Genomic DNA, 22,960 nt, shown 5'->3' on the forward strand with positions numbered 1-22,960 from the left:
GTACAGACGAACAAAAGCCTCCGAATGCATTCGGAGGCTTTTCCATGAGCTATTGACTTAACGAATCTCGAAATGGCTGATACGTACACCTGCCGACAGCACAATGTATACATCCTGCGCGCCTGATGCACCTGTGAGTTCTGCCTTCACGGTAGACCACTGTTGGGCTGCGCCTTGCACCAGTTCCACACGTCCTGCAAGTGTACCATCCGGTGAGCCGAGTCGCACTTCCAACACAGCGCCAGCTTGTTCTGCGGAGACACGTGCTTCCATTGCTGCTGCCCCACTACCCAGATCGGCATCTTTGAAGGCAATCCATCCTTGCTCTCCAACTACACGGACAGCACTGCCACCCTCTTTGCTCTCATCCAGATCAACACCCAGGTAAGCATCATAATTCTCGGCGCGGGTAGCCACGCCTAGATTACGAGCTGGGATCGTCTCTCCTTCTACCGCGAGGTCTGCAACCAGTTGAACATCGGAAGATGACTTGGCCACCATAATGGAGTAAGTTCCACTTTCCACGACATAGCGATCACGAGTCACATCCCAGATAGCCAGTTCCTGAACAGGCAAGGTAAAGCTGACTTTCACTGTAGCTCCCGCTTCGATAGGAAGACGACGGAATCCTTTTAACGTTTTGAGTGGACGTTTCACCCGGGATTTGCCTGCACGAACGTACAACTGTACAACCTCGTCACTGGCGATTGAACTGGTATTGGTCACATCTACGGTTACCGTTACGTTGCCCGCTGTATCAACTTGAGCTGGGTTAAGTTCCAAATTGCTGTATTTAAACGTTGCATACGTCAGACCATGTCCAAACGGATATAGTACATTGCCTTCAAAATATTGATACGTCCGACCGGATTGAATGATATCGTAATCCTTGATGTCGGTCAGTTGATCTGCGGATTGTACCCATGTCATGTTCAGACGGCCTGCTGGCGCATAGTCGCCATACAATACGTCAGCCACTGCGTTACCCAGCTCCTGTCCTGCGTGTGAAGTGTACAATACCGCCGGGATGTTCTCCTGAACCCAATTGGACGTGAACGGATAACTACCAACAATGACGACAACCGTGTTCGGGTTCGCGGCATAGACCGCCTCAACCAGACGTTGCTGCGATTCGGCGAGATCCAGACTTGGACGGTCAATCTCTTCTTTCCCGTTTACAAGCGGATTATTACCAACAAAGACAATCGCCGTTTCCGCAGCCTTGGCAGCTGCTACCGCTTCCTCAATTCCGTTCACAACCACATCCTGCTTGAATGTTTCTGTGGCACCGAAAGTCTTCAGTTCTTCTGACACTGCGAATGCATCGTTTCCACCATTAGGTGCAGTCACCGTTTTGCCATTCCATGTAGTCAGACCTATACTGCCATCCTGTTGTGGCAACAGGTGGAATACTTCCTTCACGAACCAGCCATACACTTCATCAGCGGAAGCCGTTACGGTCTCTTCATCAGTCGTTAGATATTTGCCGTTACTTTCGGCCTGCAAAGTATAACTTCCGAAGCCCCAGTCGGACACCATGAACGTCTCCGCTTCTCCCGATGCAATAACAGGTGATTTCTCACCATCCGCCAGTCCAATCTTCTTCCCATTGGCTACGGAAGTTAACGTAATGCGATCATTTCCATCCTTGTACGCCACGTTATCGCTGCCTACTTTGCCACGGATTGCTTCAAGCGGGGTTACATTATACGGCATGGTGCCTGCATACCAGTCACGATAGACGGTTCCGCCCAATTGACCAATCACAGCCACTTTACCTGCCTTCGTTTTGTCCAGCGGCAGTGTGCCTTTGTCGTTTTTGAGCAATACCACTTGTTCTCTCGCAGCTCGAAGCGACAGTTCTTTTGCTTTCTCCGTCATCATGGACTCTTCACCAATAGCCGCGTATGGATTACCTTCTTCCGGATCGAACTCGCCCAGACGGAAACGCACACGGAACGTATTAAACAACGCCTTGTCGATGTCATCCATCGTGAGTGTGCCTTGTTCCAACCCTTCACGCAGTGCCTGTTTGGACAGCTCAGCATCATCGGTGATGCTATCAATTCCTGCCTTTACGGACTCTACCGTACCCGGTGTGTGGGAATCATAGTACTGATGATCGTTCTTGATGCCCATTACGTCGCCTGCATCACTGACAATGAAACCATCCATACCCCATTCGCCTTTGACAATCTCGTTTACAAAAGGATGCAACAATGCTGGCGTACCATTAATGGAGTTGTACGCAGTCATCATGGACTGTGCGCCACCTTCTTTGAACGGCTTCTCAAATGCTTTCAGATAATATTCACGCATGTTGCGCGGATCAATGCTAGATGAACCACTTCCACGATCCACTTCGTTATTATTCGCAAGAAAATGCTTCAACGTAGCTACCGCTTTGTAGTACTTTGGATGGTCGCCCTGAATTCCTTTGACCAATGCTGTCGTCAGCTCCGCTGTCAGTTCCGGATCTTCCCCATACGCCTCTTCATTCCGTCCCCAGCGCGGGTCACGTTCCATATCCACAGTAGGTGCCCACAGCGTAAGACCGTTCACTGCCGGATTGCGTTTATAAAATACACGTGCCTCATCTCCGAGAACGGAGCCAATCTCCTTCATCAGATCCGTATCCCATGTGCATGCCAGCCCCACCGGTTGTGGGAAGGATGTTGCTTCGCCAAGCCAGGCCAAGCCATGTGCCGCTTCTGTTCCGTGTTTGTAGGCAGGCACACCCAAGCGATCTACTGCTGGCTGATATTGCAGCATGGATTCAATTTTTTCATCTTCAGTCAAGCGGGATACAAGATCTTTCACGCGGGAATCCAAGTCTAGTGCTGTATCTTGAAACGGATATTTCGTTTGGTTGGTGGTCATAGTGAATCTCCTTTGGTTATCGGTAATTAGGACGTTTCTCAAAACTCGCTAAATTCAAAATGATAGCGAATACATACATTAATAAAAAACGAGGGTAAATTCGGATGAATTCGTTCTTCCATGAATAGATTAACCCTTTTATAATCAACGTTTTCGGGTAAATAATTATATCTCCTCCTAAAACCTAAAACGGTTTCGATAATCCTATCATATAGCATGTTTAACAAAAAAAACAGAGGTCCTGCGCAGGAAATTGTGAACATCTCCTCTGCAAAATCTGAACCGCACCGTTTTTTCCTGGCATAGTCTGGCAATCATGATTAAGAGTACAACGATGTGCACTGAACGATACGCGAATCAACCGAATGAAGATAAATAAGGAGGAAGACTAATGAGCGACAATCAGCATCCCAAGACGGGTCTGCCGCCCGTCCCCGAATCACTGTGGCGTGCTACGCATAAATTCAATGCCTATCCGAAACTGACCGAAGATATCACCGCCGATGTAGCGATTATCGGTGCCGGTATTGCAGGGATTACTACCGCTTATCTGTTGGCCCAGACGGGTATGCGTGTGGTCGTACTGGAGGCTGGAAAAGTGTTGGATGGCACGACCGGTCATACCACTGCCAAGGTATCTGCACAGCACGGCGTCATATTTGATGAGATTATGCATCACTTCGGACAAGAACAGGCCCGGATGTATTACGAAGGCAATGCCGAAGCCGCCAAATGGATGCGCAATCTGATGAAGGAAAAACAAATTGATTGCCAATGGGCAGAGGAAGATGCCTACGTCTATATTCAATCAGAGGAAAACATCAAAAAAATGGAGATCGAGCTGACCGCCTATGGCAAACTCAATATCCCTGGTGAGTGGGTAGACCCGCTCCCTATTCCAGTTCCCGCCAGGGCAGGTATTCGCATGCCGGGTCAGGCACGCTTTGATCCGTTGGCCTATCTGCACTACTTGCTCGATTCTGCTGTGAAACAAGGGGTACAGATTTATGAGCATACGACAGTTACGGATGTAGAGGAAGATGCTTCACTGCATGTCAGAACTTATGGAGATGGCCCATCTGTTACGGCTGAACATGTCGTCGTAGCTTCCCATTTTCCCGTCTATGATCCTGGATTTTATTTCACACGATTACACGCAGAGCGATCCTATGCTGTATTAGTCGAACCGGATAAACCCTATGCTGGTGGCATGTACATCTCGGACGATACACCGTACCGATCTCTGCGTACTGTCCTTCATGATGGAAAAGAACTCATTCTCTTCGGGGGAGAAAATCACAAAACCGGACAAGGCATCTGTACCTTTGGTCATTATGAACGCCTCGAGCAGTTTGCGGCGGAGACATTTGGCATTCGCAACATTCCATATCGCTGGTCAGCCCAGGATCTGATCTCCATTGACAAGGTGCCTTACATCGGACCGATTACGGGAAGACATGAACGTGTCTACGTGGCGACCGGTTTTGCCAAATGGGGAATGACGACGGGTACAATGGCCGGGCATCTTCTCGCAGATCGCATCACCGGACGTGACAATCCTCATGCCGCTGTATTCGATCCGGCAAGATTCAAAGCTGACCCTGGCATGAAGCACTTTATTGTGGAAAATATGAATGTCGCCAAGGAATTGATCTCTGGCAAAGTGGGTATTGTGCACAAAAGCGTTAGCGATATTGGCGAAGATGAAGGAGCTGTCGTTCGTCATAATGGTAAACGGGCTGGCGCCTACAAAGACACCAGTGGCAAGCTGTTCCTGGTGGATACCACCTGCACTCACTTGGGGTGCGAAGTCGAATGGAACAAAGGCGAGCGTTCATGGGATTGCCCATGCCATGGTTCCCGCTTCAATTATGCAGGTCATGTAATTGAGGGCCCTGCTGTGGAAGATCTTAAAGTTCTGGACGCACAGGATTAACGTGTAGAGATTAATCGATAAGTCACAGATACAAAAGTTCATCTCTCAGACCGGATCGGAATCCGCCTTCAGGCGGAAGTAACCGATCCGGTTTTTGCTTATGCTGAATTATAGCTAAACAAACAGCTTCGGCTTGAGCATCAACATCATACGAACAAATTAACGATATTTCATGATACGGAACTATTTTAAAATCACTACCTTGCATTAAACAGTACTGAATGCTATGATGAACACACTACTACTGAACAATACACACTAGCGATTAATGAAGCTACGAAGGAGGAACCTGCGTGAATGTGAACATCCAGTTCAAAAAAGGAGTATTGGAGCTGTGCGTCCTGGTATTAATTAACCGCCAGGATCGGTATGGCTACGAACTGGCTCAGGCGGTCTCCAAACATATTGAAGTTGCTGAAGGTGCGCTATATCCCTTGCTTCGACGCCTTGTCAATGATGGGTACTGTACCACCTACTTGCAAGAGTCAAGTGAAGGGCCGCCGCGCAAGTATTACCGACTGTCTGATACAGGTCGTGAATACATGACGGCATTGACGACGGAATGGAATGAATTTGTGCGCAATGTCGCAAATCTGATTGAGGAAGGAACCCCTAATGAATAGACAACAATTTATGAAAGCCATGGAAGTTCATCTCCGGCCGATGGACCCATTCGAACGGGCGGAGCTGCTCGCCGACTATGATCAACATTTTGAGCTTGGACTCAGAGAAGGACGGCGTGAAGAAGAGATCGCTTGGGAACTCGGACAGCCGGAAGAGATCGCCAAGGAAGCACTCGGTGATCGATATGACGCTCATACACCAGGTTCAGATGCATTCTATGCACCGACATATCAGGAAATGCGGTCTCCTAGAAACAGCACCAAAGCTACTCGCAACTTCTTCACCGCCGTTGGCCTGTTATTCCTGAATCTGATGCTAGGTATTCCACTTGGTCTTACTCTATGGTCAGTATGGCTTACGGTTGCCAGCCTATCCTTGCTGGTATTGGCTCCAGTGGCAGCAGTTGTGGACTTCGTATTCCTTGGCCAACTCGATAAAGCAGAGATTTTCGTTGCGATTGGCGCATTCGGTGTCGGCATTTGTTTTGCCCTTGCATCGAAGTCCGTGTATAAAGCCTTCAAAAAAATCACTCTTCAATACATTAAATGGAATAAAAATACGATGAAAGGGGATGTATCCGCATGAGTACCAAGAAATGGCTTGCTTTAGCCGTGATCTGTATCGGAATCGGTTTGCTCGGAACATCCATCTATGGCGTTCAGTTCGGAGATCAACGGGAGAGCTATTCCAAACGATGGGATTTCAAGGCGAATGAATTGCAGAATATTATCATGAATGCTAATTTCAGTGCAGATATTGAATTTGTCGTAAGTCCGGATTCGAACGGATATATCGAAGTGGATGGAAAATTTGACCCTGCCGTAGTCAAGAGCTTCGAACAAGCCACTATATCCAAAGGAACCTTCCAACTGTCCCAGACAGAACGTGAACGATTGCAATTCTTCACCCTGTACTGGAATGATCGAGACTCCACAATAACCGTGGCCCTGCCTGAAGGACACCAATTAAATGAGGTTACGCTGGACTCTTCTTCAAGTGACTGGCATCTGACGGACCTGACTGCCAAACAGCTTGAGCTGAATAACACCTCAGGTTCCATACGTCTGGAAAACATCAAGGTACCTACTATTGAACTTTCCCTAACTTCAGGTGACATTAACGCTTCCTTTATTAATGGAGACATGACGGTGAAACAGACATCAGGAAGCTTCACTGCTGATCAGGTAGCTGGTCATGTAAATAGTAAGATTCAATCAGGAGATATTGAGATCACTGAGTTAAACGGTGCAGCCGATGTTCAATTCACTTCGGGTAGCATTCATATTGAGCAGTCCCATTCCGCCCCGATTAATGCTTCCGGGACATCAGGCGATATTTTCATTCAGGCTGCACCTGATTTTGAAGGAATCTATGATGCTAAGGCTACTTCCGGAGATGTAGATGTACCTGAATCGCCAATGGTGAGCCGGGAAGTGATTAAAGCCCGTACCTCTTCTGGCAGCATTGAGATTACCAAATAGTGATGAAGCAAATTTCCGAACTGTGGGTAATATAGTATAATCAAATGCCAGTCCAATTCTAAGGAGGAATTATCCACATGGAACTTAAAAATAAAACAGCTATCATCACAGGTGCCGGTAAAGGCATCGGTCGTGCCATCGCTGAAGCACTTGCCAAAGAAGGAGTGCACCTCGGCCTTATCGCTCGCACCGCTTCGGATCTTCAGGCTCTGCAGCAGTCTCTTAGTCAAGAATACGGTGTGAAAGTAACCAGTGCTGTGGCAGATATCTCGGATCGCACACAGGCGGAAGCCGCTGTAGCAGCCATCGAGATGGAACTCGGAGCGGTGGACATCCTGATCAATAATGCAGGCATCGGAAGCTTCGGTACATTGCTGGAAATGGACCCCGAAGAGTGGGAACGCATTCTGCATGTGAACGTTATGGGTACATATTACGTCACTCGTTCCGTGCTTCCAAGCATGATCAAGGAAAGTAGCGGCAGTATCATCAATATTGCTTCCACTGCAGGTGAGCGTGGGTTCGCTACAGGTTCGGCATACTGTGCATCCAAGTTTGCTCTACTCGGCATGACCGAATCTCTGATGCAGGAAGTGCGCAAGTCCAACATTCGTGTAACCGCATTGACACCAAGCACAGTTAATACGGAGCTTGCGTCCAATGCCGGACTGAAAATTGGCGACGAAGACCGCATGATGCAAGCGGAAGATGTAGCTGAACTTGCACTCGCAACGCTCAAGCTGTCCGATCGTGTCTTCGTTAAAGCCGCAGGCATCTGGACAACGAATCCACAATAGATAGCGTGCTTCTGACCTTCCCAGTTCGTTAGAAATATAAAAAGGACGTCTCCATTGTACATGTATGCATGTCACATGTTCATGACTAGGGAGTCGTCCTTTTTGCATTCTACAAATGATCCAAACCTAATTCCTTGGACACCGCAATGAGCACCACGGCGGGCTCCTCACCGATATTGGTTACTTCATGGGGCACGATCGCATTCCAGGTGAACGAATCACCCACTTCAAGAACTTCCACATCTTCGCATTGCTCCGCCCGAATCTTGCCCTGCAACACCAGATGGCTTTCTTCCCCCGCATGTTTGCTAACCCCTGTCGATGCGCCTGGCGGCAATTCTACAATGGACATGCGCATGGCGCCTTTGGCGGTAAGGTGCTGCACTTTGATCTGTCCACTACCGGCCGTCGTTTCCTTGCGTTCGTTTTTGCGTACCACGTTCATCCGTTGCTCCGGTGTCAACAGCAAGTAGGGAAGTGGCACTTCCAGATAATCCGCAATACTTTCAAGCGTAGCAATGGAAGGTGACGTTTTGTTATTTTCCACGTTGCTGATAAAACCTTTGGACAACCCCGTGCCCTCGCACATCTGCATAATCGTAATCTGTTTCTGCTTACGGATTGTTCGAATAGCCAAGCCAATATCCATCATGCGTCCCTCCCCTTCTAATGATCTATATAAGACACCAGGCGTACGCCTGGTTTCTACTACTTATCTATCCGGTGCGTGCCTCAACATATATTCATCATACAAAAAAAGTATTGACCCTACAATCAAACCATGATAGATTCTGTTCATAAATAAGAATATTTATTTCATATTGGTGAACTTCATCATGCAGCATCAGAATAATATATGTAACTCAATCCTCATCAGGTGGTGTTTTCAATGAATTCTCCTTATATACATGAAGTCCGATTACCGTCTCATTACAATCCAGATCAACGTTATCCTGTCATCTTCGCCTTACATGGTATGGGATCAGATGAGCAAGATATGCTTCGTTTGATGGAGCCTATGCAGTCTGATTTTATTATCGTCGCCATCCGTGGGCCAATCGTTCAGGGTAGTGGTTATGCTTATTTTCAGATCAAAAGCATCGGCAATCCCATCCGCGAATTACATGATGCCTCCGTGCTGGGACTGCAACAGTTGATTGTTGATCTGTCCGGCAAATATGCGATTGATCCCAAGCGGCGTTATATCGCCGGATTCAGTCAGGGTGCCATTATGGCAATGACCCTATCACTGATCATGGGAGATGCCATTAAAGGCATTGTAGCCATGAGTGGGTACATCCCGCAATTTGTGAAAGACGAGTACAAGCTGCAACCCGATTCGGAACTGTCTGTGTTTATCTCGCATGGGGATCAGGATCATCTATTCCCGCTGCAACTGGGCGAAGACAACGCCAATTTCTTCCGTCAACATACCCATCACGTCACGTATGTACCTTACAACGGTGGGCATCAAGTGACACCCGATCTATATCAACAATTCCAACAATGGCTCCGGATAGATGCAAATGTGACTACCGAAGACCCGAAAGGACTGAATTCATAATGATGCCATCCCTGTTTATTGCTCACGGTGCCCCATCACTGGCACTGGAGGAGAATGCGTACACCGAATTTTTACAGAAACTCGGACAGGAACTGCCAAAACCCAAAGCAATCGTATTGTTCTCTGCTCACTGGGAATCCACAACTCAGCTTGTATCCTCGGTAGCCAATTACGAAACCATCTATGATTTTGGCGGTTTCCAGCCCGAGCTGTACCAGATCAAATATCCGGCTCAAGGAAAGGCAGAAACCACTGCCGATGTAGAGCTGTTATTGCAAGAAGCCGGGATTCCAGTACAGACGGATGATGTCCGTGGCCTAGATCATGGCGCTTGGGTCGTTCTGCGCCTGCTCTACCCGGATGCGGATATTCCCGTAATTGCCTTGTCTGTGAATCGCTATCTGACAGGTGAGCAGCAATATCAGGTCGGACAGGCGCTCGCTTCCTTGCGTGAGCAAGACATTCTTGTCATTGGCAGCGGCGGAACCGTTCATAACCTGCGTCGATTGAACTGGGAAAGTAACGGCGTTGACCCGTGGGCATCCGAATTCGACAACTGGCTGCATGACAAGCTGGTGAGTTGGGATACGGAGTCTCTCTTCTCCTATGATAAATTGGCACCTTCAGCTCAAGCGGCCGTACCTACGCCGGAGCATTTTGTACCACTACTGCTCGCCATGGGTGCAGGTCATCAAAATAAGCGGGCATCGCTCCTGTTCAAAGCCTATCAGTATGGCAACCTGAGCTTGTCCTGTTGGAAATTTGATTAAAGAGGACGATGTGAAAAGCTAGTTTCATTTATATAGTTGATAAATAAGTAAGCGTGGGTTACAGGGGATTGCCCCTGTAAACCATGCTTATTTGTTGTTAGGAGCGACTTTCATGAAAGCTGTACATCATTGATTAGGATGGAGCCAGGTGTGCTAATTACGCAACAACCGCCTTAGAATAATGAGACCATTGTAGTATGTAAAGCAAGGACTCCGGTTTCTTGTGTGCTTTTGCGGCTTATAACTATAATATGAGGTGAAATCAGGCAGAGTTTGCTCGCGTAACAATTGCCATATTATCTGAATAGCTCATACGGAGGGGAAATGCATGCCAGAACAGCGTATATATGAATTGATGGATGAACTGGATATGTTGCTGGAGGAGAAGGTACAAGATGAGGAAAACCGGGAGCTCTTGGAGGCATATCGCCAGTTTGAAGGTGTGACGGATGAGCAGCTCGACGCATTCGAGAGGGAACATGGCATTCGTTTACCTGCTGATTTTCGTGCGTTTTATAAACGTAAAAATGGAAGCGGTTATGGCTTTCACGTCTTGTATCCAAGCCTTGAGGAAGGACGGGAAACTGAGCCATTTTATCTATTGTCCTTGGAAAGGATTCAAAAGGGGCAATCCACGCTGGTGGAGAACCGCATGGATGATTATTTTACCGAAGAAGAGATCGGAGAACTTGATCCCCGAATCAAACCCTACCTTTTTCAGAAAAAATGGGTTACGTTTGGCATGCTCGGAGGTGGATCACTGTATCTGATGTTCGACTTTGATCCGACAGAAGAAGGTTCGTACGGGCAGATTATTATGTACATACATGATCCGGATTTTGTATATTACGTGGCTGGGACATTTACGGAATTGTTGGAACAGTCCAATCGGAATCTACGTGCCTTGGAGGCCATTGAGTACTAAGGAAGTGTAAGTTACTTCAGCTGTAATCTCTTCACTTCCTATGGATTACATTAATCCATGATGATATGACCTTTTTTGCATAATGCTGGGATATGTCAAAGCGGTTATAATAACATTTAGTGGAAATGCACAACCTATGTAGATGAGGACTACCTTTTCTACACATTACATTGATCTGGGAGGAACATACGAAGTGGCTGAACAACCAAAGTCTGAGAGCTTTATGTCTCTCGTCAAAAAGGGGAACACCTCCTCCGCCGTCGCGATGGCAGGTAATGCTGTACTTGCTGTGTGCAAAGGGGGAGCTTTCCTATTCAGTGGCAGTGGCGCCATGTTCGCTTCGGCGATGCATTCACTCGCTGATGCCATTAACCAAGGGTTTGTCTTTGTCGGAAGTGTGTTATCCGAGAAAAAACCTACACGCCGCTTCCCAACCGGATTCGGACGGGTCATTAACATTTTTTGTATGATCGCTGTTATTGTTGTGACGATTATGGCCTATGAGACCATTCATGAAGGGATTCACTTGCTCCAGCATCCTGCCGGTCATTCCGGGGGACTCTGGATTAATATCGGTGTGCTCGTCTTGAACATTCTGATTGATGGGGCCATTCTGATCAAAGCCATGAAGGAAATCTTAAAAGAAGCACGGGCACCCAAAGCCGCCGGATTGGCCCTGGTCCCTGCTGCCATCAAAAATGTTGGCCGTGCTGCGCCACCAACCCGTCTCGTATTCTACGAAGATGTTGTCGCTGTACTGGGTGCCACGCTCGCGTTAATCTCTGTCGTGGTCATTGCCTTAACCAATTTTGCATTGCTTGATGGCATTGTAACCACGATTATTGGATGCTTGATGATCGCTGTAGCATTCCGTGTCGGTTACGATAATATGATCGGATTAATTGGTGTTGCGGCTCCGCAGGATATTGAGGACAAAGTATCCCAGACCATTCTGGCAGATACGCATGTTGCCGATATTCAGATGATGCGTATCATTCAGGAAGGCCGTTATTATCATGTCGAAGGTCTGATTGAGTTAACCAAAGGACTCAGCCTAGCGGATGCGGATGACATCAAGTTCCGGATTCAGGAGAAACTGATGACGAACCCCGACATCGCCGACGCAGCCATCTCCATCATTGAGGATGACGGTGTGAACAGCTGGGGCAAGAAACATTCGGATGTGGTGAAGTAACAGGCTACGTTTTGGATAAAAAGAATGACAGAACCCACTCTTTAAAGAGTGGGTTTTTAGTATGTTCAACTACACCCTCATCTAGGGAGTATAGTTTCTCAAATCTACATACCTAGACTTTGGTCTAGGTTCACTTTAACTCCAAAGACGGAGGATAGACTTTTCCAGTTCATGGTATGCTGTGAGTAACGAAAGTAATTGCTCTACATACACCGTTCGGAAATTTGATCTTTGTATTGAGAAGGAGAGATATTATGGCTAAACGTACGATCCTTGCGCCTGTTCTCATTTTGCTGGGCGTGTACCTGATTCTGAACCAGGGAGGTTCACTCGGTCCGGGTACGATCTTTGCGACCTTCTGGCCCACGTTATTCGTGATTCCACTCGGGCTGTTCTTCCACTGGCTGTACTTCTCCATGATTGGCAGAGGGGTTGGACTGCTGGTTCCCGGTGGATTGTTGCTCACTGTCGGTATTGTCTGTCAGATCGCCATGCTGTTTAACAACTGGGGTACGATGTGGCCGGGCTTCATTCTGGCTGTAGCTGTGGGTTTGTTTGAACTCTACTGGTTCGGTGGTCGGAACAAATGGTTGCTGATCCCCATCAACATTCTGACGGTTATCTCGCTGCTGTTCTTCGCTGTGATGTCGATTGGCACGATGCTGAGCAGTTTGAGCTTTATCCAGCCTTTTGTAGCGATTGTACTGATTATGGGTGGGGCTTGGATCATGGTGGGTCGCAAAAAGCGCATGTAACCCTTTATTCGTTTCCACTTGATCACTGCGGTGACAGAACAACTTCGGATCGCTGTTATCCCCGGATTTTTTTGATTCCCCTTTACAATGGGAAAATCCGGTGATAAAGGCGAACGCTCTGCTTCCTTCGTTTGTTCTGTCCCCTCCGTTAACGTGTGCACGAAAAAACATAACCTACGCTTTTGCTCTGAAGTAGGTAATATAAAAAGGGTAGCTGCTCGTCATTCAAGTGAAATGACGAGCAGCTACCCTTTTTGTCTTTTTTTGAGGATCTAACGAACTGTGTACACGCTATTGGCGGTTATTTACTATGCATTTTAAACTCCAGGAACAGGTCATTATAATGCGAGAGCATTTTTTTACCCAGATTATCGTAGACCTCCAGCTTGCCTGTCAGTGTCTCGTCTGGATAGAAGCGCTCATCCTCGGAGATGTCCTCTGGCAGTAACTTCAGCGCCTCGGCGTTCGGTGTGGAATACCCGACATACTCCGCATTGCGAGCGGCATGATCCGGGTCCAGCATGAAGTTGATAAACTGGTGCGCCCCTTCAATATTAGTCGCCGTCTTCGGAATAACCATATTATCAAACCAGAGGTTTGAGCCTTCTTCCGGCACCATATAATCAAGCTTGTCGTTCTCATCCATAATCTCCGACGCATCCCCGGACCATACAAGTCCAACTGCCGCTTCCTCGTTCGCAAGCAGCATCTTGATCTCGTCTCCGACAATTGCTCTGACGTTCGGCGTCAATGTAGACAGCTTCTTCAGTGCTTCTTGCAGATGGTCTTCGTTGGTATCGTTCAGGGAATACCCGAGACTGTTCAATCCCATGCCAATGACTTCGCGTGCGCCATCCAGGAGCAGGATTTGATTTTTCAGACGTGGGTCCCACAAGTCATTCCAGCTATCAAACGTCAACCCGTCCACCAGCTCAGGATTGTATACAATCCCCACCGTGCCCCAGAAATACGGAATGGAGTACTTGTTGCCTTCATCAAAGGACAAGTCCATGAATCGCGGATCAATGTTGTCCAGGTTGGTTAATTTGCTATGATCGAGTGGTACGAGCAGGTCTTCTTCTTTCATTTTGCTAATCGCATATTCAGAAGGAATCGCCACATCAAACGTAGTACCGCCCTGTTCGATCTTGGTCAGCATCGCTTCATTGGAATCAAACGTCTGATAGATGACTTTAATGCCTGTCTCGTCCTCAAACTCCTTGAGCAGATCAGGATCGATATAATCGCCCCAGTTATAGATGGTCAGTGTGTTGCCGCCAGAATACCCCTGACTCTTGTTCAGATACGAAGCCAGGATCATCAGGGCAAAGGCGGCCACAAAAACAAGCGCAAATGTCCGTACCAGTTGCTTCATGGTCGCAGCCCCTTTCCTCCAGGTGGTATCCGTGTTGCACGGCGGTTAATGAAGTAATATCCAACCACCAGCAGCACCGTGAGCAGGAATAACAGGGTAGACAACGCATTGATGGACAACGAAACGCCCTGCCTTGCTCTGGAGTATATCTCTACCGAGAGCGTGGAGTATCCATTACCCGTGACAAAGAATGTTACTGCAAAATCATCGAGCGAGTACGTCAAGGCCATGAAAAATCCGGCAAAAATACCGGGTTTCACGTATGGCAGCACCACACGCGTCAGAATCTGCCATGAGCCGGCACCCAGATCACGTGCCGCATCCATCAGTGTTGGGCTCATCTCCTGCAGCTTTGGCAGTACCATGATGACGACAATCGGCACACTGAATGCGATATGAGACAGCAGGACCGAAGTGAAGCCCAGTTTGATGCCAATCATCGTGAACAGGATCAGGAAAGACGCACCAATGATGACATCCGGACTCACGATCAGCACGTTGTTGAGTGATAGCAGCGTATTCTTGGTCCGTTTGCGCCGCACATGGTAGATCGCCAGTGCTCCTGCTACACCAAGGATCGTTGAGATCGCTGATGACAGGAGCGCAATGATAAATGTATTCAGCACAATGATGAGCAGCCGTGTATCGGCGAACACCTCTCTGTACCATTCAAGCGTGAATCCTTCGAAGCTGCGCATATGACCGCCGCTGTTGAAGGAATAGAAGATCAGATACGCAATCGGTGCGTACAGGATGGCGAATACAACGGCCAGATAGACGTTAGACAGCTTTCCGTTTCTTCCCATTACGCACCTCCTTCTTGCCTGATCCGGTCAGGAACATAATAATCGCCATCGCAATAATCAAAAAGACGGCAATCGTTGATCCCATCCCCCAGTCCTGAGTGACGAGAAAATGCTGTTCAATCGCTGTTCCCAGCGTAATTACACGGTTTCCCGCAATCAGGCGGGTAATCATGAACAGGGAGAGCGCAGGAATAAATACAGCCTGACAGCCTGATTTCACTCCGCTAATCGTCAGCGGAAAGATCACCCGGCGGAATGTCAGCCACGATGAGGCTCCCAGATCTCGCGCCGCGTAGATCAACGATGGATTCATCTCTTCGAGCGCATTGAAGATCGGCAGAATCATGAATGGAATGAAGATGTACACCGAGACAAAGATGAAACTGAAGTCGGTGAACAAAATCTGCTGTGTGCCAATCCCCACCACTTCAAGCAAGGAGTTGGTCAGACCATACGTTCCAAACAGGCCGATAAAGGCGTACGCTTTTAACAAAAGATTGATCCAGCTTGGCAGAATGATCAGCAGCAACCACAGCTGCTTGTGCTTCGTCCGGGTCAGCATATACGCCGTTGGATACGAGATCAGCAGCGAGAACGCCGTAATCAGAAATGCATACCAGAACGAACTGAGCGTCATCTGCAAGTACACCGGCGTGAAGAACCGGGCGTAGTTGCCAAACGTGAAGTTACCCTCCACATCGAAGAACGAATAATAGATGACCAGCAGAACCGGCGCCACAACGAACAACACCATCCATAATACATATGGAATCAGATACGCATTGCGTGTGCTGGCCTTAGTCTGCATGAGCGGCCTCTTGATACGCTTCGAGTCGTTTGTCGAACTCTTCTTCAGTCTCGTTAAAGCGCATGACGTGCACAGCTTCCGGGTCAAAATAGAGTCCAATCCGCGCGCCAACAACGGCTTTCTTCGTTGAATGAACAAGCCACTCATTGCCCGCATCATCATATGTGGATATTTCGTAATGCACCCCGCGGAATAACTGGGAGTCCACATTGACCTTGAGTTTGCCCTGTTCTTCCGTTGTAATCTCCAGATCCTCTGGGCGAATGACAATCTCTACCGGCTCGTCCGGCTGGAGACCCTGATCGACACACTCGTGCTGTGCACCAGCGAATTCCACAACGAAGTCCTGCTTCATTCTGCCCGATACAATGTTCGATTCCCCAATAAAGTCCGCTACAAAACGGTTAATCGGCTCATCATAGATATCGTTCGGTGTACCGCTCTGTTGAATGACGCCGCCATTCAGGACAAAGATCTCATCCGACATCGCCAAGGCCTCTTCCTGATCATGCGTAACAAAGATAAACGTAATACCCAGTCGCTGTTGCAGCTCCCGCAATTCATACTGCATCTCGGTCCGCAGCTTCAGATCGAGTGCAGACAAAGGCTCGTCCAATAACAGGATTTCAGGCTCGTTCACAATTGCGCGTGCGATCGCAACACGCTGCCGCTGTCCGCCAGACATTTCGCCAATTTCACGGTTTTCATAACCGGACAGATTGACGAACTTGAGGGCTTCCAACACTTTGCTGCGAATTTCAGCCGTTTTCATCTTTTTGATTCGCAAACCAAAAGCTACGTTCTCAAATACATTCAAATGTGGAAATAACGCGTAATCCTGAAATACGGTGTTCACCTGCCGCTGGTGGGCAGGCACCCGGTTAATGAGCGCACCATTAAAATAAATACTGCCCTGAGTCGGCTCCGCAAAACCGGCAATCAGCCGCAATATCGTTGTTTTTCCGCAGCCCGATGGGCCAAGAAGCGTATAAAATTTACCCCGCTCAATCTCAAAGCTGACTGCCTTCAATACGGCTTCATCCTGATCGTATTGCTGAGTCACCGCTTCGAAGCGGATAATCGGTTGTTGTTCTGACATGCTTCACATCGCCCCCTTATACTTGAGGTACCTCTTTATTCTGTTACTTTCGTTCATGCATCCTTATAGATAACCCATCTATTATATATGATTCAGGTATAACCGCAATGGTTTTGATGTAAACGCCGCGTGTCATTTTCTTCTTATTCTCAAAAATCCTGCATACATTACGGATATATGTCGATATCTACGCATTCCTTTGGGATATGAAGCACGTTTGGGATTCCATTTTATATGTGAAAGGAGTCTTGGCTCTTGGATATTCGTCGTAATCTGCCTTTGCTGATAACGATTTGTTTCCTTAGTCAGATGGGCGGGTTCATGATCCTGCCCCTGTTTCCTTTGTTTATTGAGGAATTTGGCCTGTCTGGCTGGATGATGGGGGTTATTTTTGCGCTTTTCTATGTGGGGAAAGTGATTGGTGGCATTCCTGCTGCGGCAATTTATAAGAAACTCGGGGGTAAACGTGCTCTCATCCTCATGCTGTTACTGCTCGCTGTCTGCATGGGTGGCTTTGCGGTGTCTACTGCTGCGGTGTTGTTCGGCCTGCTCCGACTGCTGCAAGGGCTGGCTTCCACCGGGCTTACCGTGGTCGTGCGTTCCATCATCGGAGATGGGGGCAATGCAGACAACCGCGGCCTGTATAATGGATATATCAGCAGCAGTGAGGGTGGCGGAATGGTGCTCGGTCCGGTTATTAGTGGCTGGCTCGCGCTGCACTGGCCTCTGTCAGTTCCTTTTCTGCTTGTTGCGTTATGTTGTCTGATGGCTGTGGTCGCTGCGATGGGAATGAAGATGACGGCACCTCCTTTACCTTCAACAAAATCCGATGCACTGCATACGCAAGGTACGGGTATCTCCCAATCCAATCAAGCTTCCGACTCAATAACGATTAGCCCAACTACAGAGCTTACCCAGCGTCAGCAGCTTCTCGGCTATGGTACAGTACATTTTCTGGAGATGAGCGCCTATGCGGTGTTTCTCACCTACTTCGCATTGTATGCAGCTCACATCATGCATTGGGACCCCTTTGCAACCAGTCTCGCCTTCACTGTATCCGGGATTTCTACGCTTGCCGCTGCACCCCTTGTTGGTTATCTCTCTGACCGGATGGGGGATCGTCTGTTGCTATGTATGCTCGGCATGTTCCTGATTGGCATCGAAGTTGCTGTATTTCTAAGCACGTCATCCCATCTATGGGTCTACGTTGGCATGCTGATCGGCGGGGTTGGCGGGGCATGTTACATGGACTCGTTCTTTGCCCATGTCGGTGATCATATCCCCGATGAGAGTCGAAGCTCTGTCATAGGCAAAATTGTCTCTGCGGCTGAGATTGGCTCCATCGTATCCCCACTGGTTGCAGCGCTGCTGATAGAGGTTGGTTCGCTGTACTCCGTGTTTGTGTTCAATCTGTTGCTGATTGCTGTTGCTATTGTAGTTCAAGCCGTGATGCGCAGACGGTACAAGACAAGACGGGTGTAAACGCAAAAGGGAGACGTCCCACAAGTCATGAATATGACGGAGGTCATCCCTTTATTGGCAAGATTATTTTCCCAATAATGTTGCGATGTTCACTGCATTTTCTTGGATTTTGCTTTTTAAGTAAGGGTCAGTCCTGTCAGGTAATTCGGTTGGTTTGTAAAACTTTGCTTCAAGAACTTCCACCCCATCTGGCTTCAATTCTCCCTCATACTCCGTGCAAACATAACCAATGACCACATTGTAGTATTCATGCCCATTTCTTAATTTCGTATATAACTCTTTTCCTGAGAAGACGCCATACAGATGAAGTTTCTTAATCTCTATCCCAATCTCTTCTCTGACCTCTCGTATTGCAGACTCTTCCACCGATTCGCCGAGCTCCATAAATCCACCCGGTACTCCCCAAGTGTCATCCAGATGTCGAACCAATAGAAGCTCACCCGTCTTATTCAAGATCAGTATACTCGGTCTCACCAGAATAACAGGAGCATTGCCAATCATTCCTCGCAACGTTTCAATGTAACCCATGGATTGTTGTTCCCTCCCTTATGTGAAGCCATGACCTCATTATAGGCATGTTATATATTTCCATATAGAGAAAGAATCTTCTTCGTTTTTTCCTATTTTATAGCCCTTTATTTGATAAAAAAGGATCACAAAAAATAACCGGTCTGCACAATTTAATGTGCAAACGGGCATTTCATTGGTGCATCCCCGGCCAGTGGCTGGGGATGCTCTACCTGTGCATTCTGCTGCTCGCTGCTTCGCAGCTCTGCTGCAGATGCCACGCCATCTTTCAGGGTATACGCCTGATCCTGATGGAAAAAGTTCGGCTTCACAATCTCATTGCGATACGAGCCGTGAAAAATATGCGTTGTCGCCGGGGACACTGGCGGAATCAGCCACACCCAATCCCCGGTCAGCTCACGCCCAGCCTTCTCTTCCCGCTGTTCAAACATCGCAAATTGCGCTGCTGCCGTGTGGTGATCCACAATGCTCACGCCTGCTTTCTTAAATGAATGCAGCACAGCGACATTCAGTTCCACCAAAGCCCGGTCCTTCCATAATGTCGTTTCACTTGATGTATTCAACCCAAACGCTGCCGCCACCGCAGGCAACTTGTTATAGCGGAACGTGTCCGCCAGATTACGGGCGCCAATCTCCGTACCCATATACCAACCATTAAACGGCGCTGCCGGGTAAGATATACCGCCAATCTCCAGACGCATATCGGCGATCATCGGCACACCATACCAACGCATACCCAGCTCAGCAATTTCCTTCTGCTCCGGGTGCTCAATCATCACTTCCACAATCTCTTCTTCGGGTATAACATACCACTCTGGCGCTTGTCCTTGTGCCTGAATGATGAGCGGTAACACATCATAAGAGCCACCTGTTCCTTGCCAGCCAAGTGACATGGCTACCTTGGTCAGCTCCACGGAAGCAGGATCGCCAATAATGCCTTGCTCTGTCTCATATCCTGCATAACGAATGAGCTGATGATTCCAGACACGTACCGGGGCTCCATTCGGACCATCCGGAGGAAGAATTGTAATCATCGGAATGACCTTGCCTCCGTTGGATGCCACATGAATATGATTCAACACAGCATCAGCTGCCGTTCCTGCCGTATCGGCATGACGGGCATCCACAATCCGCAATTTATCCCAGAACAGCCGCCCGATGCAACGGTTGCTGTTCCGCCAGGCCATTTTGCAACCCTGTTCCAATTCTTCTGTGGTATGCACATAGGTACCCGTTACTTCGATCTCCTCCATAACAGCAACAAGCCGGGCCTGCGCATCTTCACGCGAATGGCCCAGCTCTTCATAACATGTATATATAAACCGTTCAGCTTCTTCCTGCAATTGTTCCAGGTCTGACCGCATCATTCATTCCACCATTCTGTACATCTTGGATGCCATCATTATACGGCAAGCGCACTGGATTTGTAAGCGAACGGGCACTTTGTTCACGGACTCTACATATCGTTGTCAGGATGAAGGGTAACTTTGCTTATTTGCCCAGAAATGCGTTTAACATCCAGACCTCTTTATCCAGCGCAGCGGTGAATCCAATTAACATATCTTCCGTTGCGTTATCTTCTGCTTCTCCCGCTTCGTGAATACCTTGATGAATCACTTCCACCATGGTACGCAGATCAGCAACCACCGACTCTACCATACGCTCAGCAGACAATTGGCCTTGTACCTCTTCAATTGGAGACAGACGCAGCTGTTCAGCCATCGTAGCCACCGGACGTCCACCAATGGCAAGCAAACGTTCTGCAACTTCGTCCATGTTCGCCGTAGCCAGGTTGTACAGTTCTTCAAATTTGGCATGCAGTGTGAAGAAATGAGGTCCTTGGACATACCAGTGGAAGTTATGCAGTTTCGTGTACAATACGGACCAACCTGCGATCTGACGGTTCAGGACATCTTGAAGTGCTGTGGCATTGTTAGCAAAAGTGTTGTTTCTAGTTTGGATTGTGCTCATGGAATTTATCCCCTCTCGAATATAAAAATAGAATGTAAATGATTGTTATGGCGCTGCTTTGATTCATCGTTTTAATTTAGACTTAATCTAAATCTTGTTTTAATTATAACACTGCATTTATAGTTTGGGAAGGCTTTTGCACTGTCTTGTGAATGAAGATTCCATGAAGTATAACTTCATAGAATCAACGGCACAGGCATTAACGAAATGAGAGTTGTAAACAAACTATTCCTCAACGATTGGAGCTATGATAGACTCATCTGATGGGGTTTCCATATTATTTTGGATTAGGATGATACCATCATAAGGAACGTTGCCTTTGTAGGAAGTTAACTTAGTCACGATTGCGGAGGTAAACATGAGGATATTTCAATTTAAAGAAGAGTCAGGGAAAAAGATTACCCAATTTGATTCTAATTTCGTCATGTCACGTATTACGCAGACCGACAAAACAGCTCATATCGGATGTATGCACTTGCCACAGGGTGGAGTAGTCGGTTATCACCAAGCTGTGGTTCCTCAACTGCTTTTGATCGTAAGTGGAGAAGGTTGGGTTAGAGGCGAAGCAAATGAATACATTAAAGTGCATTGTGGGGAAGCCGTACTCTGGGATAAACATGAATGGCACGAAACCAAAACAGAAGCTGGACTCATGGCCATTGTAATTGAAAGCGAAGAGTTAGACATGTCATTATTAATGCCTTTATAGAAGGTATAACGTAAGAAATGGAGTCCTTCTTTAAACACTAAAAAGCAGACCTGCACCTAAAACGGTAACAGGACTGCTCCTTTCAACAAATATCTCCTTAAACTCGGACAACCTCAAAAGTCAGAATACGACTGATCTCTTCATAGCTCGATGCTACAAAATGAGGCTGATGATCGGATTCCGGCAGCGCCTCCCGATGATTGAACCAGATAACCTTCCAGCCTGCATCCACTGCACCTACCACATCATTACGCCACGAGTCTCCGATGTAATAGCTGGAACGGGCATCTGTCCCGGACTGCTTACTCACATATTCAAACAATCTGCGATCCGGTTTCGCATAACCAGTCGTACCAGAGATGAAGATCAGATGCTCGTCCACGAGACTGAGCACATCCAATGCTTCAAGCTTGCGCCGCTGATGCTCTCCTTCTCCATTGGTGATTAGTCCAACGGTATGGCCCTCTGCCTGAAGCCTTCTAATTAGCTCATAGGCTCCTTCAAAAGGCACAATCTCAAACTGTCTGCTCAGATACCGAGCTTGCAGTTCTTCAGCCTGACCTGGTTGTAGGGCGAGTCCAAACTCCTCCATCGTCAGCTCAAACCTCCGACGGCGCATTCGCTCCACCGCATCCGGCTCCGGTACAGCAGACAGATCTTCTTGTGCAGACAGCCAGTCACTGTAATAACGAAAACGGTGATAGGCATCAGCATAAGGGAAATTATCCGGCAGGCCGAGAACGTCCTGCAACGCCCCGCGAAGCGGCTGCAAGTGATCATATAACGTATCATCTACGTCGAAAAATATGGTTTTGGCATTATTTAATTCACTCATAATGGTTGTCTATCCTCCTGCTTTTGCGTCCAAACACTCTTTTCTTACTACTATATATGTATTCCTATGCCTCGTCCAAAAGGGATTTGTTGCGTGATCATCTCTACTCCAGAACAGTGCCCATAATAACGCTTAGACCAGAATTGATCGGACGGCTTTATATGTTAAAATAAGGATGATTAAATCTGAGGTGATGACGATGTTCAACCCAAAATTCTTCTTCTATTAGTTGTACTCAAGGCACTGGCTACTCAAGCCAAAATCTAGCCCGGTACAACGGGATGAAGATGTTCACACAGGAAGAGATTCAATCATGGGAAAATGAAACAGCTTTTGCACAGAGACACAACAAGAAGTTCATTGATCCAAGAAAAGAAAAGCTGAAAGATCACCGTAAAGGAATCAAGAACACTCATTTCA

22 protein-coding genes are annotated in these 22,960 nt (G+C 47.7%); 12 read left to right on the forward strand and 10 right to left on the reverse strand.

Going from position 1 to position 22,960, the window contains the following annotated elements; all coding sequences use genetic code 11:
• Positions 1 to 57 precede the first annotated feature (57 nt).
• A complete protein-coding gene (locus MKX40_RS28565) occupies positions 58 to 2,880 on the reverse strand; it encodes a glycoside hydrolase family 3 C-terminal domain-containing protein (RefSeq protein WP_339238418.1) in 2,823 nt (940 codons plus the stop codon).
• Between the two features lie 391 nt (positions 2,881 to 3,271).
• Between MKX40_RS28565 and MKX40_RS28570 the strand changes: the two genes are divergently transcribed.
• The 5 genes from MKX40_RS28570 (at position 3,272) to MKX40_RS28590 (ending at position 7,718) form a co-directional block, all read left to right on the forward strand.
• Positions 3,272 to 4,816, forward strand: a complete 1,545-nt coding sequence (locus tag MKX40_RS28570; RefSeq protein ID WP_339238420.1) for an FAD-dependent oxidoreductase — start codon at positions 3,272 to 3,274, stop codon at positions 4,814 to 4,816.
• Between the two features lie 293 nt (positions 4,817 to 5,109).
• Complete coding sequence (locus MKX40_RS28575; protein WP_339238422.1) at positions 5,110 to 5,439, forward strand: PadR family transcriptional regulator; 330 nt, start codon at positions 5,110 to 5,112, stop codon at positions 5,437 to 5,439.
• A complete protein-coding gene (locus MKX40_RS28580; RefSeq protein WP_339238424.1) occupies positions 5,432 to 6,025 on the forward strand; it encodes a DUF1700 domain-containing protein in 594 nt (197 codons plus the stop codon). The genes MKX40_RS28575 and MKX40_RS28580 overlap by 8 nt, the downstream gene beginning before the upstream one ends.
• Positions 6,022 to 6,921 (forward strand): DUF4097 family beta strand repeat-containing protein, encoded by a 900-nt coding sequence (locus tag MKX40_RS28585; protein ID WP_339238427.1) that lies wholly within the window; start codon positions 6,022 to 6,024, stop codon positions 6,919 to 6,921. Before MKX40_RS28580 ends, MKX40_RS28585 begins: the two co-directional genes overlap by 4 nt.
• Before the next feature lie 77 nt (positions 6,922 to 6,998).
• On the forward strand, positions 6,999 to 7,718 hold the full coding sequence (locus MKX40_RS28590; protein WP_339238429.1) for a 3-ketoacyl-ACP reductase: 720 nt from the start codon (positions 6,999 to 7,001) through the stop codon (positions 7,716 to 7,718).
• 109 nt (positions 7,719 to 7,827) lie between these two features.
• Here the strand turns inward: MKX40_RS28590 and MKX40_RS28595 are convergent, their stop codons facing one another.
• Positions 7,828 to 8,367, reverse strand: coding sequence for an XRE family transcriptional regulator (locus MKX40_RS28595; RefSeq protein WP_339243225.1), 540 nt, complete (start codon positions 8,365 to 8,367; stop codon positions 7,828 to 7,830).
• A 240-nt stretch (positions 8,368 to 8,607) separates the two neighbouring features.
• Here MKX40_RS28595 and MKX40_RS28600 point away from each other — a divergent pair, with 240 nt between their 5' ends.
• The 5 genes from MKX40_RS28600 (at position 8,608) to MKX40_RS28620 (ending at position 12,927) form a co-directional block, all read left to right on the forward strand.
• Positions 8,608 to 9,282 (forward strand): esterase, encoded by a 675-nt coding sequence (locus MKX40_RS28600; RefSeq protein ID WP_339238431.1) that lies wholly within the window; start codon positions 8,608 to 8,610, stop codon positions 9,280 to 9,282.
• Entirely contained in the window at positions 9,282 to 10,052 is a 771-nt protein-coding gene (locus tag MKX40_RS28605; protein WP_339238433.1) for a class III extradiol ring-cleavage dioxygenase, read from the forward strand. Before MKX40_RS28600 ends, MKX40_RS28605 begins: the two co-directional genes overlap by 1 nt.
• Positions 10,053 to 10,380: 328 nt before the next feature.
• Complete coding sequence (locus MKX40_RS28610) at positions 10,381 to 10,977, forward strand: SMI1/KNR4 family protein (RefSeq protein WP_339238435.1); 597 nt, start codon at positions 10,381 to 10,383, stop codon at positions 10,975 to 10,977.
• Between the two features lie 193 nt (positions 10,978 to 11,170).
• The gene (locus MKX40_RS28615) at positions 11,171 to 12,172 is read left to right on the forward strand and encodes a cation diffusion facilitator family transporter (RefSeq protein WP_339238437.1); all 1,002 of its coding nucleotides are present in this window, start codon (positions 11,171 to 11,173) and stop codon (positions 12,170 to 12,172) included.
• 254 nt (positions 12,173 to 12,426) lie between these two features.
• Positions 12,427 to 12,927: a hypothetical protein gene (locus tag MKX40_RS28620; RefSeq protein ID WP_017691802.1), complete on the forward strand. Its 501-nt coding sequence runs from the start codon at positions 12,427 to 12,429 to the stop codon at positions 12,925 to 12,927.
• 301 nt (positions 12,928 to 13,228) lie between these two features.
• Here MKX40_RS28620 and MKX40_RS28625 read toward each other — a convergent pair whose 3' ends face one another.
• From MKX40_RS28625 to MKX40_RS28640, 4 genes are read right to left on the reverse strand one after another with little or no spacing between them, the layout of a single operon-like run.
• Entirely contained in the window at positions 13,229 to 14,302 is a 1,074-nt protein-coding gene (locus tag MKX40_RS28625) for an ABC transporter substrate-binding protein (protein WP_339238439.1), read from the reverse strand.
• Positions 14,299 to 15,108, reverse strand: a complete 810-nt coding sequence (locus MKX40_RS28630; protein ID WP_062836831.1) for an ABC transporter permease — start codon at positions 15,106 to 15,108, stop codon at positions 14,299 to 14,301. The genes MKX40_RS28625 and MKX40_RS28630 overlap by 4 nt, the downstream gene beginning before the upstream one ends.
• Positions 15,083 to 15,916, reverse strand: coding sequence for an ABC transporter permease (locus MKX40_RS28635; protein ID WP_017691799.1), 834 nt, complete (start codon positions 15,914 to 15,916; stop codon positions 15,083 to 15,085). Before MKX40_RS28635 ends, MKX40_RS28630 begins: the two co-directional genes overlap by 26 nt.
• Positions 15,906 to 17,015 (reverse strand): ABC transporter ATP-binding protein, encoded by a 1,110-nt coding sequence (locus MKX40_RS28640; RefSeq protein ID WP_124116634.1) that lies wholly within the window; start codon positions 17,013 to 17,015, stop codon positions 15,906 to 15,908. The genes MKX40_RS28635 and MKX40_RS28640 overlap by 11 nt, the downstream gene beginning before the upstream one ends.
• A 255-nt stretch (positions 17,016 to 17,270) precedes the next feature.
• Here MKX40_RS28640 and MKX40_RS28645 point away from each other — a divergent pair, with 255 nt between their 5' ends.
• The gene (locus MKX40_RS28645; protein WP_339238442.1) at positions 17,271 to 18,497 is read left to right on the forward strand and encodes an MFS transporter; all 1,227 of its coding nucleotides are present in this window, start codon (positions 17,271 to 17,273) and stop codon (positions 18,495 to 18,497) included.
• Positions 18,498 to 18,560: 63 nt separating this feature from the next.
• Here the strand turns inward: MKX40_RS28645 and MKX40_RS28650 are convergent, their stop codons facing one another.
• The 3 genes from MKX40_RS28650 to MKX40_RS28660 all read right to left on the reverse strand — a co-directional run bounded on the left by MKX40_RS28650 (position 18,561) and on the right by MKX40_RS28660 (position 20,996).
• Positions 18,561 to 19,025, reverse strand: a complete 465-nt coding sequence (locus MKX40_RS28650; RefSeq protein WP_339238444.1) for an NUDIX domain-containing protein — start codon at positions 19,023 to 19,025, stop codon at positions 18,561 to 18,563.
• A 152-nt stretch (positions 19,026 to 19,177) separates the two neighbouring features.
• Positions 19,178 to 20,389 carry a nitric oxide synthase oxygenase gene (locus tag MKX40_RS28655; RefSeq protein ID WP_339243226.1) on the reverse strand — a complete coding sequence of 404 codons (1,212 nt, stop codon included), beginning with the start codon at positions 20,387 to 20,389 and terminating at the stop codon, positions 19,178 to 19,180.
• 127 nt (positions 20,390 to 20,516) lie between these two features.
• Positions 20,517 to 20,996 (reverse strand): DNA starvation/stationary phase protection protein, encoded by a 480-nt coding sequence (locus tag MKX40_RS28660; protein WP_339238446.1) that lies wholly within the window; start codon positions 20,994 to 20,996, stop codon positions 20,517 to 20,519.
• Positions 20,997 to 21,354: 358 nt separating this feature from the next.
• Here MKX40_RS28660 and MKX40_RS28665 point away from each other — a divergent pair, with 358 nt between their 5' ends.
• Entirely contained in the window at positions 21,355 to 21,705 is a 351-nt protein-coding gene (locus tag MKX40_RS28665) for a cupin (RefSeq protein WP_339238448.1), read from the forward strand.
• A gap of 97 nt (positions 21,706 to 21,802) precedes the next feature.
• Here MKX40_RS28665 and MKX40_RS28670 read toward each other — a convergent pair whose 3' ends face one another.
• Positions 21,803 to 22,540 carry an HAD family hydrolase gene (locus tag MKX40_RS28670; protein WP_339238450.1) on the reverse strand — a complete coding sequence of 246 codons (738 nt, stop codon included), beginning with the start codon at positions 22,538 to 22,540 and terminating at the stop codon, positions 21,803 to 21,805.
• Positions 22,541 to 22,960: the final 420 nt, after the last annotated feature.

Origin of the sequence: Paenibacillus sp. FSL R5-0517 (assembly GCF_037974355.1) — a bacterium.
Classification (GTDB): Bacteria; Bacillota; Bacilli; order Paenibacillales; family Paenibacillaceae; genus Paenibacillus.

Bases quoted from the DNA above. Each gene is read 5' to 3' on its own strand.
- MKX40_RS28565 (WP_339238418.1), bottom strand. From the start codon at position 2,880: ATGACCACCAACCAAACGAAATATCCGTTTCAAGATACAGCACTAGAC.
- MKX40_RS28570 (WP_339238420.1), top strand. From the start codon at position 3,272: ATGAGCGACAATCAGCATCCCAAGACGGGTCTGCCGCCCGTCCCCGAA.
- MKX40_RS28580 (WP_339238424.1), top strand. From the start codon at position 5,432: ATGAATAGACAACAATTTATGAAAGCCATGGAAGTTCATCTCCGGCCG.
- MKX40_RS28585 (WP_339238427.1), top strand. From the start codon at position 6,022: ATGAGTACCAAGAAATGGCTTGCTTTAGCCGTGATCTGTATCGGAATC.
- MKX40_RS28590 (WP_339238429.1), top strand. From the start codon at position 6,999: ATGGAACTTAAAAATAAAACAGCTATCATCACAGGTGCCGGTAAAGGC.
- MKX40_RS28595 (WP_339243225.1), bottom strand. From the start codon at position 8,367: ATGGATATTGGCTTGGCTATTCGAACAATCCGTAAGCAGAAACAGATT.
- MKX40_RS28600 (WP_339238431.1), top strand. From the start codon at position 8,608: ATGAATTCTCCTTATATACATGAAGTCCGATTACCGTCTCATTACAAT.
- MKX40_RS28605 (WP_339238433.1), top strand. From the start codon at position 9,282: ATGATGCCATCCCTGTTTATTGCTCACGGTGCCCCATCACTGGCACTG.
- MKX40_RS28610 (WP_339238435.1), top strand. From the start codon at position 10,381: ATGCCAGAACAGCGTATATATGAATTGATGGATGAACTGGATATGTTG.
- MKX40_RS28620 (WP_017691802.1), top strand. From the start codon at position 12,427: ATGGCTAAACGTACGATCCTTGCGCCTGTTCTCATTTTGCTGGGCGTG.
- MKX40_RS28625 (WP_339238439.1), bottom strand. From the start codon at position 14,302: ATGAAGCAACTGGTACGGACATTTGCGCTTGTTTTTGTGGCCGCCTTT.
- MKX40_RS28630 (WP_062836831.1), bottom strand. From the start codon at position 15,108: ATGGGAAGAAACGGAAAGCTGTCTAACGTCTATCTGGCCGTTGTATTC.
- MKX40_RS28635 (WP_017691799.1), bottom strand. From the start codon at position 15,916: ATGCAGACTAAGGCCAGCACACGCAATGCGTATCTGATTCCATATGTA.
- MKX40_RS28640 (WP_124116634.1), bottom strand. From the start codon at position 17,015: ATGTCAGAACAACAACCGATTATCCGCTTCGAAGCGGTGACTCAGCAA.
- MKX40_RS28650 (WP_339238444.1), bottom strand. From the start codon at position 19,025: ATGGGTTACATTGAAACGTTGCGAGGAATGATTGGCAATGCTCCTGTT.
- MKX40_RS28655 (WP_339243226.1), bottom strand. From the start codon at position 20,389: ATGCGGTCAGACCTGGAACAATTGCAGGAAGAAGCTGAACGGTTTATA.
- MKX40_RS28660 (WP_339238446.1), bottom strand. From the start codon at position 20,996: ATGAGCACAATCCAAACTAGAAACAACACTTTTGCTAACAATGCCACA.
- MKX40_RS28665 (WP_339238448.1), top strand. From the start codon at position 21,355: ATGAGGATATTTCAATTTAAAGAAGAGTCAGGGAAAAAGATTACCCAA.
- MKX40_RS28670 (WP_339238450.1), bottom strand. From the start codon at position 22,540: ATGAGTGAATTAAATAATGCCAAAACCATATTTTTCGACGTAGATGAT.